Annotated in this window: 10 protein-coding genes and 1 pseudogene; 7 read left to right on the plus strand and 4 right to left on the minus strand. The window is 56.7% G+C overall.

The window, feature by feature from the left end; genetic code table 11:
- Positions 1-63: 63 nt before the first annotated feature.
- The 3 genes and pseudogenes from ACE3MN_RS04795 to lplT form a co-directional block, all read left to right on the plus strand.
- Positions 64-224: pseudogene (locus ACE3MN_RS04795) on the plus strand (hypothetical protein); the annotation flags it as partial.
- A 292-nt stretch (positions 225-516) separates the two neighbouring features.
- Complete coding sequence (gene aas, locus ACE3MN_RS04800) at positions 517-2,676, plus strand: bifunctional acyl-ACP--phospholipid O-acyltransferase/long-chain-fatty-acid--ACP ligase (RefSeq protein WP_064410861.1); 2,160 nt, start codon at positions 517-519, stop codon at positions 2,674-2,676.
- Complete coding sequence (gene lplT / locus ACE3MN_RS04805; RefSeq protein ID WP_024358551.1) at positions 2,669-3,862, plus strand: lysophospholipid transporter LplT; 1,194 nt, start codon at positions 2,669-2,671, stop codon at positions 3,860-3,862. The genes aas and lplT overlap by 8 nt, the downstream gene beginning before the upstream one ends.
- Before the next feature lie 204 nt (positions 3,863-4,066).
- On the opposite strand, the gene ACE3MN_RS04810 is transcribed toward lplT, so the two are convergent.
- The 4 genes from ACE3MN_RS04810 to mutH form a co-directional block, all read right to left on the minus strand.
- Complete coding sequence (locus ACE3MN_RS04810; RefSeq protein ID WP_024358550.1) at positions 4,067-5,107, minus strand: NADP(H)-dependent aldo-keto reductase; 1,041 nt, start codon at positions 5,105-5,107, stop codon at positions 4,067-4,069.
- Between the two features lie 236 nt (positions 5,108-5,343).
- Positions 5,344-5,562 (minus strand): YgdI/YgdR family lipoprotein, encoded by a 219-nt coding sequence (locus ACE3MN_RS04815; protein ID WP_004105255.1) that lies wholly within the window; start codon positions 5,560-5,562, stop codon positions 5,344-5,346.
- 124 nt (positions 5,563-5,686) lie between these two features.
- Positions 5,687-6,400: a TerC family protein gene (locus ACE3MN_RS04820; RefSeq protein ID WP_004132983.1), complete on the minus strand. Its 714-nt coding sequence runs from the start codon at positions 6,398-6,400 to the stop codon at positions 5,687-5,689.
- A gap of 85 nt (positions 6,401-6,485) precedes the next feature.
- A complete protein-coding gene (gene mutH, locus ACE3MN_RS04825; RefSeq protein ID WP_098141065.1) occupies positions 6,486-7,178 on the minus strand; it encodes a DNA mismatch repair endonuclease MutH in 693 nt (230 codons plus the stop codon).
- A gap of 682 nt (positions 7,179-7,860) precedes the next feature.
- On the opposite strand from mutH, the gene rppH reads away from it, so the two are divergent.
- The 4 genes from rppH to thyA all read left to right on the plus strand — a co-directional run bounded on the left by rppH (position 7,861) and on the right by thyA (position 12,554).
- Entirely contained in the window at positions 7,861-8,391 is a 531-nt protein-coding gene (gene rppH / locus ACE3MN_RS04830) for an RNA pyrophosphohydrolase (protein WP_004124593.1), read from the plus strand.
- A 12-nt stretch (positions 8,392-8,403) separates the two neighbouring features.
- Positions 8,404-10,650, plus strand: coding sequence for a phosphoenolpyruvate--protein phosphotransferase (gene ptsP / locus ACE3MN_RS04835; RefSeq protein ID WP_024358549.1), 2,247 nt, complete (start codon positions 8,404-8,406; stop codon positions 10,648-10,650).
- Between the two features lie 227 nt (positions 10,651-10,877).
- Complete coding sequence (gene lgt / locus ACE3MN_RS04840) at positions 10,878-11,753, plus strand: prolipoprotein diacylglyceryl transferase (RefSeq protein WP_102650380.1); 876 nt, start codon at positions 10,878-10,880, stop codon at positions 11,751-11,753.
- Between the two features lie 6 nt (positions 11,754-11,759).
- Positions 11,760-12,554 (plus strand): thymidylate synthase, encoded by a 795-nt coding sequence (thyA, locus tag ACE3MN_RS04845; protein WP_375364269.1) that lies wholly within the window; start codon positions 11,760-11,762, stop codon positions 12,552-12,554.
- Positions 12,555-12,764 lie beyond the last annotated feature (210 nt).

Consider the following 12,764-nt stretch of genomic DNA (forward strand, 5'->3'; position numbering starts at 1 on the left):
AGCGTTGCGGGTGAAATAGTTACCCACAGGCGAGCGGAGAATGATTCCGGGAAACGACAATTCACACCTTTGCTTACACTTTGCGATTGGCTGTTGCGAATGTTCGCTGGTTTACCCATTCATTGCATTGATACTCTGGCTATCCCAGAGGTATTGATAGGTGGAGTCAACTTCAGGTTGACCACTTAATTACACCAGCCTGCGCAGATGCGCAGGTTTTTTTTTGCCCGCCGTTGGCCATTGTTACAGTTCGCGAAAAAAGTAATAACTGGTTGCACTTAGGCTCATTCACTTGCGTTTTATGGCTGGCGCCAGCGGCGGAAAAAACGAGACAATCAGGATCCCAGAGGTATTGATTGGTGAGTTTTTTAAGTACGCTTTTCGTACTGATTATCTTGCACCGACCTGCGCGGATGCGCAGGTTTTTTTTGTCCTGAATTCCGCTCCTCCTGGTGCATTTTCCGCCCCTTCTCATGTAACCTGCTTTGACTGATTAACCGGTCAAACGGAGTTGTTATGCTTTTGGGATTTTTTAGACTGCTTTTCAAAGGATTGTATCGGGTAAGGCTTACCGGTGACACGCAGGCGTTGTACCAGCAAAAGGTACTGATCACCCCAAACCATGTCTCTTTTATTGACGGCGTACTGCTGGCGCTTTTCCTGCCGGTGCGCCCGGTCTTCGCGGTCTATTCCTCAATCAGCGATCGCTGGTTTATGCGCGCGCTAAAGCCGATTATTGATTTTGTGCCGCTGGACCCGACCAAACCGATGTCGATAAAGCATCTGGTCCGCCTGATTGAGCAGGGGCGTCCGGTGGTGATTTTCCCGGAAGGGCGAATCTCGGTGAGCGGTTCACTGATGAAAATTTACGACGGCGCCGCCTTTGTGGCGGCGAAGTCACAGGCGACTATTGTGCCGCTGAGAATCGAAGGTGCTGAATTAACTCCCTTCAGCCGCCTGAAAGGGCTGGTCAAACGCCGTCTGTTCCCGCGCATTCAGCTGCACCTGCTGCCGCCGACGCATCTGCCAATGCCCGATGCGCCTCGCGCCCGCGAGCGGCGTAAAATTGCCGGTGAAATGCTGCATCAGATCATGATGGAAGCGCGGATGGCGGTGCGCCCGCGCGAAACGCTGTATGAGTCGCTGCTGGCGGCCCAGGACCGCTTCGGCGCGCGCAAAAACTGCGTGGAAGATATCAATTTTCAGCCGGACACCTACCGTAAGCTGCTGACCAAAACCCTCTTCGTGGCGCGCATTCTGGAAAAATACAGCGCCCAGGGCGAAAAAATCGGCCTGATGTTGCCGAACGCCGGAATTAGCGCGGCGGTGATTTTCGGCGCGATTGCCCGCGGGCGGATCCCAGCGATGATGAACTATACCGCCGGGGTCAAAGGCCTGAGCAGCGCCATTACCGCCGCGGAAATCAAAACCATCTTTACCTCACGCACCTTCCTCGATAAAGGCAAACTCTGGCACCTGCCGGAGCAGCTGACCCAGGTGCGCTGGGTGTTCCTCGAAGATTTAAAAGGCGACGTCACCGCCGTCGATAAGCTGTGGATTTTTGCTCACCTGATGATGCCGAAGCTGGCTCAGGTTAAGCAGCAGCCGGAAGACGCGGCGATGATCCTCTTTACCTCCGGCTCGGAAGGCAATCCGAAAGGGGTGGTGCATAGCCATAAAAGCCTGCTGGCCAACGTCGAACAAATTAAAACCATTGCCGACTTTACCGCGAATGACCGCTTTATGTCGGCGCTGCCGCTGTTTCACTCCTTTGGCCTGACGGTTGGCCTACTGACGCCGCTGTTTACCGGCGCGGAAGTGTTCCTCTATCCCAGCCCGCTGCATTATCGCGTGGTGCCGGAGCTGGTGTACGACCGAAACTGTACCGTGCTGTTCGGCACCTCCACCTTCCTTGCCAACTACGCCCGCTTCGCAAATCCGTATGATTTTTACCGCCTGCGCTACGTTGTCGCCGGGGCGGAGAAGCTGCAGGAGAGCACGAAGCAGATCTGGCAGGACAAGTTTGGTCTGCGCATTCTTGAAGGCTACGGCGTCACCGAATGCGCGCCGGTAGTCTCGATCAACGTGCCGATGGCGGCGAAAGTGGGCACCGTTGGCCGAATTCTGCCGGGGATGGATGCGCGTCTGCTGGCGATGCCGGGAATTGAAGAAGGGGGCCGTTTGCAGCTTAAAGGGCCAAACATTATGAACGGCTATCTGCGGGTGGAAAATCCTGGGGTACTGGAAGCGCCAGCGGCGGAAAATCAGCACGGCGAAGTTGAGGCCGGCTGGTACGACACCGGAGATATCGTCAGCTTTGACGAGCAGGGCTACGTGCGGATTCAGGGCCGCGCGAAGCGCTTTGCCAAAATCGCCGGTGAGATGGTGTCGCTGGAGATGGTCGAACAGGTGGCGCTGGCGGTTTCGCCGGACAAAATGCACGCTACGGCGATTAAACAGGATGCCAGCAAAGGCGAGGCGCTGGTGCTGTTTACTACCGATAATGAACTGAATCGTGAAAAACTGCTGCGCTATGCCCGTGAACACGGCGTACCGGAGCTGGCGGTACCGCGCGACATTCGCTGGCTCAAGCAGCTCCCGGTTCTGGGCAGCGGCAAGCCGGACTTTGTCACCCTTAAAGGCATGGTTGAACAGACGGAAGATTCGGATGAGTGAGTCAGTACACACTAACGGTTCGCTGTATTCGAAAGGGATGATGGCGGTTATCTGCGCCCAGTTTCTTTCGGCGTTTGGCGATAACGCGCTGCTGTTCGCTACCCTGGCGCTGATGAAGCAGCTGTTCTATCCGGAGTGGAGCCAGCCGGTATTACAGATGTTGTTTGTGGGCGCTTACATTCTCTTCGCGCCGTTTGTCGGACAGTTTGCCGATAGCTTTGCCAAAGGGCGGGTAATGATGGCGGCTAACGGCCTGAAGCTGGTCGGCGCGGGCTGTATCTGCTTCGGCGTGAATCCGTTTATTGGCTATACGCTGGTGGGTATCGGCGCCGCCGCCTATTCTCCGGCTAAATACGGCATTCTCGGCGAGCTGACCACCGGCGATAAGTTAGTGAAAGCGAACGGCCTGATGGAGTCATCGACCATTGCGGCGATCCTGCTCGGCTCAATGGCGGGCGGTATCCTCGCCGACTGGCACGTCGTGGCGGCGCTCAGCGTCTGCGCGGTGGTGTACGCCGGGGCGGTGGTCGCCAACCTGTGGATCCCGAAGCTGCCGGCGGCTCGTCCCGGACAGTCGTGGCGCTTCAGGCCGATGACCCACAGCTTCTTTAGCGCCTGTACGACGCTATGGCGCAACGGTGAGACGCGCTTTTCGTTAGTCGGCACCAGCCTGTTCTGGGGGGCGGGCGTGACGCTGCGCTTTCTGCTGGTGCTGTGGGTCCCGGTGGCGCTGGGCATTACCAGCAACGCCATGCCGACTTACCTTAACGCGATGGTGGCGGTGGGGATCGTACTGGGGGCCGGCGCGGCGGCGAAGCTGGTGACGCTGGAAACGGTGTCGCGCTGTATGCCTGCCGGGATATTGATTGGCGTGGCGGTTATCTTTTTCGCCATCCAGCAGGCGCTGCTGCCGGCGTTTGCTCTGCTGCTGCTGCTCGGGGCGTTCGGGGGCTTCTTTATCGTGCCGCTGAACGCGCTGCTTCAGGAGCGCGGCAAACATACGGTCGGCGCGGGTAACGCTATCGCGGTGCAAAACCTCGGTGAAAACGTGGCGATGCTGCTGATGCTGGGCCTCTATTCGCTGGCGGTGAGCATCGGCATTCCTGTCGTCGGCGTGGGGATTGGCTTTGGTACGGTGTTTGCTCTGGCGATCGCCGCCCTGTGGATTTGGGGACGGCGTAAATAATCTCCCGGAGGCGGCGCGTTGCGCCTGCCCGGGCTACAAAACCGCACGAACGTGTAGCCCGGACAGATGCGCAGCATCGCCTCCGGGAAAGCGGCCAGCGCGGTTGCGCAATTTCGTCGCCCGGGTACGGGAAATATCCCCGGCTAAGCGCAGAGGGAGTAGCCCGGATAAGGAGTTAGCCGCAATCCGGGCGCTTTTACGGCCTTACGGCGCCGGGTAGGTATAAACCTGATGCACCGCTTCAATCTCGGCTAAAACCTCTGCGCTCAGATCCAGATGCAGGCTTTCGACATTGGTCTTAAGCTGCTCCATGGTCGTTGCGCCGAGCAGGGTGCTGGCGACAAAAGGCTGACGACGCACGAAGGCCAGCGCCATCTGCGCCGGATCAAGATTGTGCCGCCTGGCGATATCGACATAGGCCGCCACTGCTTTTTGCGTTTGCTCGCCGCTGTAGCGCGTAAAACGGCTGAACAGCGTATTGCGCGCGCCCGCCGGTTTCGCGCCGTTGAGGTATTTCCCGGTCAGCGTACCGAACGCCAGACAGGAATAGGCCAGCAGCTCAACGCCCTCATACTGGCTGACTTCCGCCAGCCCCACTTCATAGCTGCGGTTCACCAGGCTGTACGGGTTCTGAATCGTCACGATGCGCGGCAGATCGTGCTTATCCGCCAGATGGAGATAGCGCATCACGCCAAACGCCGTTTCGTTGGAGACGCCAATATAGCGAATCTTACCGGCGCGCTGGAATTCGGCCAGCGCGTCCAGCGTATCCAGCAGGGTGACGACCGGCGCGGAATCGGCCCAGGTGTAGCCCAGCTTGCCGAAACAGTTGGTCGGGCGCTGCGGCCAGTGGACCTGATAGAGGTCGAGATAATCAGTCTGCAGACGCTTCAGGCTGTCGTGCAGCGCATCGCGGATGTTTTTGCGATCCAGCTTGTGGTCAGGACGAATGCTGCTGTCGTTATTGCGGGCAGGGCCGCTGACTTTAGAGGCGACAACCAGCTTTTCGCGATTGCCGCGCTTCGCCAGCCAGTTGCCGACGTAGGTTTCCGTCAGGCCCTGGGTTTCCGGGCGCGGCGGGACGGGATACATTTCAGCGACATCAATCAGGTTAATGCCCTGACTAACCGCGTAATCGAGCTGCTCGTGCGCGTCTGCCTCGCTATTCTGCTCACCAAACGTCATTGTGCCCAGCCCCAGCGTGCTGATCTCAAGAGAACTGTGTGGGATACGGTGATACTGCATAGCCGGCTTCCTTTTTTTATCAACAAGGTCAGGCGTTCCCCGACAAAGGAATATAAAAATGGCAGAGGGGGAGAAAAAGGGGAAGTAAAAAATCAAAAAAGCCGGGTTGACGCGCTCCGGCCCGCTTAATCCTGGCGGGCAGATCCGGTATGTCCCGACTCTTTTCTTAAATCTGAAGAATAATGAAAGCTGCTCAACCCGGCGATAAAGGAGACATCGCTGCCTGTCGGCGGGTCTTAACGTTTAATAATCTGCGAAACGTCGTCACGATTGATCTGCATTTTATTACCCTGCTGATCTTCGTAGCTGATAAGGCCGGTATCGTCATCTATGGCGGGCTTACCGTCGGTCAGAATCATGCGACCATCTTTGGTTGCCATGACGTAATCGCTGCTGCAACCGGAAACCGAGAACGCCAGTCCTACGGCGGAAATCAATACTGCCCATTTTTTCATCGTTATCACCCCTATTATAGCCGCACCTCGTACCAGTATATTAATAGCCTGATTTATGAGACATAAAAAGCAGTTAAGTCTTAAAAAAGGATTGCAGCCCGTTTCAGGGCTGCATTTTAGCGGGCTACAGCGGATTTTTTTTATTGCGCAGCAGGTTGAGACTTTCAACCGCAATCGAAAAGAACATCGCGAAGTAGATGTAGCCTTTCGGTACGTGCACGTCGAAACTTTCGAGCATCAGCGTGAAGCCGACGAGGATCAAAAACGACAGCGCCAGCATTTTCACCGAAGGATGGCGGTCAACAAAATCGCCTATCGGACGGGCGGCGACCATCATCACCAGCACCGCGATGACCACTGCCGCCATCATGATAAACAGATGGTCTGACAGCCCGACGGCGGTAATCACCGAATCAAGACTGAAAATAATATCCAGCAGCATAATCTGCACGATGGCGCCCATAAAGGAATGGACGTTGGTTTTCAGCCCTTCTTCTTCACCTTCGATCGATTCGTGAATCTCTTTACTCGCCTTCCAGATCAGGAACAGCCCGCCCAGCAGGAGGATCAGATCGCGAAACGAGATCTCCTGGCCTAGCACGGTAAAGAGCGGATTGGTGAGCTTGACGACCCACGCGATTGACGCCAGCAGCGCCAGACGCATGATCATCGCACCCATTAGCCCAATGCGGCGAGCGTGAGCCCGTTGCGCCGTGGGCAGCTTAGCGACCACCAGAGAGAGGAAAATAATATTATCGATCCCGAGCACTATCTCCAGCAGCGTCAGCGTACCAAGCGCCAGCCAGGCGTTAGGATCGGTTACCCATGCAAATAACATCGTTCAAAGTCCTGCAAAATAGAAAGATGCGATTATATGCAACCGTCACGACAGAACAAAAAAATAATCATCTGCAGGCCGTTATTTAGGAGGAGAGAAGAAAATGGCGGGCCAGCAGGGCGGCGGTAAAGTTTTTCTTCAGGTAGAAACCGCGCGGTAAGGTGAGGATCGGCTCGCCGCGGGCGCCTACGGCCTCGGTCAGCGCTTTGCTGTTTGCCGCTTTCGGGCGCAGCTGCAGCACTTCGCCGTGGCGGGCGGTAATGCGTTCGACCTGGCCAAGCACGATCAGATCCATCAGCTCTTCCCAGTCCATCCGCAGTTGGCGATCTTCTTCTTCGCTGGGGCTCCACAGCAGCGGAGCGCCGACGCGGCGATCGGCCAAAGGGATCGTACGCTCGCCCTCTACCGGCACCCACAGCACGCGCTTGAGCTTATGGCGCACGTGGCTGCTCTCCCAGGTCACGCCGCTGTTGCCGGTGAGCGGCGCGACGCAGACGAAGGTGGTTTCCAGCGGGCGGCCTGAAGAATCGATGGGGATCGTTTTCAGCTCGACGCCGAGGGCGGCGAAATCCTGCTCCGGCTTGCTGCCTGCGCTGGCGCCCAGCCATATCTCCAGCAGAATGCCGATCCAGCCTTTATCGCGTTTTAAATCGAGCGGAATCGGAATCCCGGCAAGCTGGGCCAGTTCACCCAGCGAATAGCCTGCCAGCTGCTGCGCCTGAGCCAGAAGCTGCTCCTGGCTTTGCGGAGGGGATAAGAGCGGCGCGATGGTCGGCATAACGTAAAACCTCTGACTAAAAAGTGAGCAGTAATTTCATCCGTTGTGGATAGAGTTTACCTTTTCTTGAGTAAGTATGACAATTTGATGATTCGTATGACTTTTTTTTCGTTTTTTTGCCGCGGTGAAAATGGTGAAACGGGGTTTTCCAGAACTGGTCACCGACAATGAACAGGATCTTACACCCTGTTATCCACAGAAAAATGGGATAACTGGGGAAAAGCCCCACTACTGTTTCCATTTACAGCCTTGACGTGAGAGGAAAATCGAGTTTTTAGACAAAATATGCCCAGCTCGCTTGCGTAATCTGTGGATAAAACCAACATTGCTCGATCTTTCATCAGTTCCAGGATCGCTTATGTGATGATCATCACGTTATACTGTGAATTATGAAATTTAAACATGCTAACATAATGAAAATTAGGTCATTATTATTAAGGGTTATGACTACGCCGTTCGGATGATTCCGGGTTTTCCCTGGTTAATTCCATACTTCTTCACAACTCTATCCACAGAAAAAGTGAATAAAATCGTCCGGGTATGGCTTTCGCTGTTTATAACTCTGGGTATTACTGTGAGTTATTCAAATGTTATTCGAACTCATCGCTCTCACAGAGTGGTTTACCGTTTCCAGCGAGTGTGAAACAATCATTCACATTGAAGCTTATTTTGAGGTAGTCCGGTGATTGATGACGATGGCTACCGCCCAAATGTCGGTATTGTAATCTGTAATCGCCAGGGCCAGGTTATGTGGGCCAGGCGCTATGGTCAGCACTCGTGGCAGTTCCCGCAAGGGGGCATAAATCCAGGAGAATCAGCAGAGCAGGCGATGTATCGGGAATTGTTCGAAGAAGTGGGGTTAAGCCGTAAAGATGTGCGGATCCTTGCTTCAACCCGTAACTGGTTGCGTTACAAATTGCCTAAACGTTTGGTGCGTTGGGACACAAAGCCGGTATGTATCGGCCAGAAACAGAAGTGGTTTCTCCTGCAATTGATCGGCAGCGATGCGGATGTCAATATGCAAACCAGCAGTACACCTGAGTTTGATGGCTGGCGATGGGTAAGCTACTGGTACCCGGTGCGCCAGGTGGTGTCGTTTAAGCGCGACGTATACCGCAGGGTGATGAAAGAGTTCGCCAGCGTCACAATGGCGCTGGCGGAAAGCACGCCTAAGCCGCAAAGCGCGCCTGCATATCGACGTAAAAGAGGTTAAGCCACGCACATTATGCTCACTCGGTTGCGAGAAATAGTCGAGAAGGTCGCGAGTGCGCCGCGTTTAAACGAGGCGCTGGATATCCTGGTCACCGATATCTGCGCCGCGATGGAGACGGAAGTCTGTTCGGTTTATCTGGCTGACAATGACCGACGCTGTTATTACCTGATGGCGACGCGCGGGTTGAAAAAGCCCCGCGGGCGCATCGTTGCGCTCGCTTTTGACGAAGGTCTGGTGGGTCTGGTGGGCCGCCTGGCGGAACCCATTAACCTCGCCGACGCGCAAAAGCACCCCAGCTTTAAATACATTCCCGCAGTAAAAGAGGGCCGTTTTCGCGCCTTCCTCGGCGTGCCGATTATCCAGCGGCGTCAGCTGCTCGGCGTGCTGGTCGTACAGCAGCGCGAACTGCGCCAGTTTGACGAAAGCGAAGAGTCATTTCTGGTCACCCTGGCTACGCAAATCGCCGGCATTCTCTCTCAGTCCCAGCTAAACGCGCTGTTTGGTCAATATCGTCAGACCCGCATCCGCGCGCTGCCCGCTTCGTCAGGCGTGGCGATTGCCGAAGGCTGGATGGACGTCAGCCTGCCGCTGATGGAGCAGGTGTATGAAGCCTCGACGCTCGATACCGCTTCCGAGCGCGAGCGGCTGACTGGCGCGCTGGAAGAGGCGGCGAACGAATTTCGCCGCTACAGCAAGCGCTACGCTGCCGGCGCGCAAAAAGAGACGGCGGCCATCTTTGACCTCTATTCGCACCTGCTTTCCGACGCGCGTCTGCGCCGCGAACTGTTCGCCGAAGTCGATAAAGGCGCGGTGGCCGAATGGGCGGTGAAGAAGATTATCGAGAAGTTTGCCGAACAGTTTGCCGCGCTCAGCGACGGCTATCTGAAAGAGCGCGCGGGCGATCTGCGCACGCTGGGCCAGCGGCTGCTTTTCCATCTTGATGATAGTATTCAGGGGCCAAACACCTGGCCGGAGCGTATCGTACTGGTGGCGGATGAACTGTCGGCCACCACCTTAGCGGAGGTTCCTCAGGATCGTTTAGCCGGCGTGGTGGTGCGCGATGGCGCGGCCAACTCGCATGCCGCGATTATGGTGCGCGCGCTGGGGATCCCGACGGTAATGGGCGCGGATATTCAGCCTTCGCTGCTGCACGGGCATACCCTGATTGTCGACGGCTATCGCGGCGAGCTATTGGTCGACCCGGAGCCGGTGCTGCTGCAAGAGTATCAGCGCCTGATCAGCGAAGAGAACGAGCTTAGTCGCCTGGCTGAGGACGATCTTGAACGCGCTTCTGAACTGAAAAGCGGCGAGCGGGTAAAAGTGATGCTCAACGCGGGCCTCAGCCCTGAGCACGAAGAAAAGCTCGGCAATTTCGTCGACGGTATCGGCCTTTACCGTACCGAAATCCCCTTTATGCTGCAAAGCGGCTTCCCGTCTGAAGAGGAGCAGGTTGCCCAGTATCAGGGCATGCTGCAGATGTTCAACGAGAAATCGGTCACCCTGCGCACGCTGGATATCGGGGCGGATAAACAGCTGCCGTATATGCCGATCAGCGAAGAGAATCCGTGCCTTGGCTGGCGCGGAATTCGGATCACGCTCGATCAGCCGGAGATCTTTCTGGTGCAGGTCCGCGCGATGCTGCGCGCCAACGCGGCGACCGGAAACCTCAGTATCCTGCTGCCGATGGTCACCAGTCTCGATGAAGTGGATGAGGCCCGTCGCCTGATCGATCGCGCCAGCCGCGAAGTGGAAGAGATGATCGGCTACGCCATTCCCCGTCCGCGTCTCGGCGTGATGCTGGAAGTGCCGTCGATGGTGTTTATGCTGCCGCAGCTGGCGAATCGCGTCGATTTTATCTCCGTTGGCACCAACGACCTGACCCAGTACATTCTGGCGGTGGATCGCAACAATACCCGGGTCGCCAGTATGTACGACAGCCTGCATCCGGGCGTTTTGCGGGCGCTGGCGATGATTGCCCGCGACGCCGAGCGTTTTGGTATCGACCTGCGCCTGTGCGGCGAAATGGCGGGCGATCCGATGTGCGTGACGATCCTGATCGGGATGGGCTATCGCCATCTGTCGATGAACGGTCGTTCGGTGGCGAGGGTGAAATATCTGCTGCGGCGTATCGATATTAATGAGGCTCAGGAGCTTTCCCAACGTAGCCTGGACGCGCAGATGACCGCCGAAGTGCGCCATCAGGTCGCGGCTTTTATGGAGCGACGCGGACTCGGCGGCCTGATTCGCGGCGGCCGGTAGCGGAGTCTACAGTTTGCGGGTTGGGTAGCCCGGACAGGCGCAGCGCGCCGCCTCCGGGAATGCTCAGCCGCGTATTCGCATTCGTATACATATCTTTTACATGTCCGGCGCGGATCGCCCTTCGCGCTTATGCTATCATTCGCAGCCTTTGGAGCGCCCGTTTCAAACGCGCGCGAACGATCCCCGCTGTCCACTTTCGGCGGAATAACAAGTGTTTATGGTGACAGATGAATAGTGGCTACCTGCATTTTCCGGAGTTTGATCCGGTAATTTTTTCCATTGGACCGGTCTCCCTCCACTGGTACGGCCTGATGTACCTGGCCGGGTTTATTTTTGCGATGTGGCTGGCCACCCGTCGGGCCAATCGTCCGGGCAGCGGCTGGACAAAAAACGAAGTGGAAAACCTGCTGTACGCCGGCTTCCTCGGGGTTTTCCTCGGCGGGCGTCTTGGCTATGTCTTCTTCTACAACCTGCCGGTGTTCCTCGACGATCCGCTCTATCTGTTCCGCGTCTGGGACGGCGGTATGTCCTTCCACGGCGGCCTGATCGGCGTGATTCTGGTGATGATCATTTTCGCCAAACGCACCAAGCGCACCTTCTTCCAGGTTTCCGACTTCATTGCGCCGCTGATTCCGTTTGGCCTCGGCGCCGGGCGTCTGGGCAACTTTATTAACGGCGAACTGTGGGGCCGCGTCGATCCGAACTTCCACTACACCATGATTTTCCCCGGCTCTCGGGCGGAAGATCTGGCGCTGCTGCCGTCGCATCCTGAGTGGCAATCGCTGTTCGATACCTACGGCGCGCTGCCGCGTCACGCTTCGCAGCTCTATGAGCTGGCGCTGGAAGGCGTCGTGCTGTTCCTGATCCTGAACCTGTTTATCCGCAAGCCGCGTCCGGCCGGTTCGGTTTCCGGTCTGTTCCTGATTGGCTACGGTTTGTTCCGCATCATCGTGGAGTTCTTCCGCCAGCCCGATGCGCAGTTCACCGGCGGCTGGGTACAGTACATCAGCATGGGGCAGATTCTTTCGATCCCGATGGTGCTTGCGGGTATCATCATGATGGTCTGGGCGTACCGTTGTCGTCCGCAGCAACAAAATTCTTGAGGAACCATGAAACAGTATCTTGATTTGATGCAGAAAATGCTCGACGAGGGCACGCAAAAAAATGACCGCACCGGTACCGGCACCGTCTCTATCTTCGGCCACCAGATGCGTTTTAACCTGCAGGAAGGATTCCCGTTGGTGACGACCAAGCGCTGTCATTTACGCTCCATCATCCATGAACTGCTGTGGTTCCTGCAGGGTGACACCAACGTGGCGTATCTGCACGAAAACAACGTCACCATCTGGGACGAGTGGGCGGATGAAAACGGCGATCTGGGGCCGGTCTACGGCAAGCAGTGGCGTTCCTGGCCCGCGCCGGACGGCCGTCATATCGACCAGATTAGCACGGTGATGGAACAGCTGAAAAACGACCCGGATTCGCGTCGGATTATCGTCTCGGCATGGAACGTCGGCGAGCTGAACAAAATGGCGCTGGCCCCGTGCCACGCGTTCTTCCAGTTCTACGTCGCCGACGGCAAGCTCTCCTGCCAGCTCTATCAGCGCTCGTGCGACGTGTTCCTCGGCCTGCCGTTTAATATCGCCAGCTACGCGCTGCTGGTGCATATGGTGGCGCAGCAGTGCGACCTCGAAGTGGGCGACTTTGTCTGGACCGGCGGCGACACGCACCTGTACAGCAACCACATGGAGCAGACGCACCTGCAGCTGAGCCGCGAACCGCGCGCGCTGCCGAAGCTGGTCATCAAACGCAAGCCGGCTTCGATTTTCGACTACCGTTTTGAAGACTTCGAAATCGAAGGCTACGACCCGCACCCGGGGATTAAAGCGCCAGTGGCGATTTAACCCGGAAGTGACGACGAAAACCGGCGCCTGCGAGCGCCGGTTTTTTTATGCGCCAGCCAGGCCAAACGGTGCGGTAACCCACTGCCAGACGGCGTTTTTGCGAGCAGGTTTCCTGCGTCTCTGCAACCCGTTGCAATACCATAAATACTCTCCGAAGCGCGACGCAAACCCGTATTTTACCGTTCGAATAAAGCCTCAATGCTGCGCATA

The sequence above is a fragment of the Klebsiella grimontii genome (assembly GCF_042137965.1).
In the GTDB taxonomy this organism is placed as follows: Bacteria; Pseudomonadota; Gammaproteobacteria; order Enterobacterales; family Enterobacteriaceae; genus Klebsiella; species Klebsiella grimontii.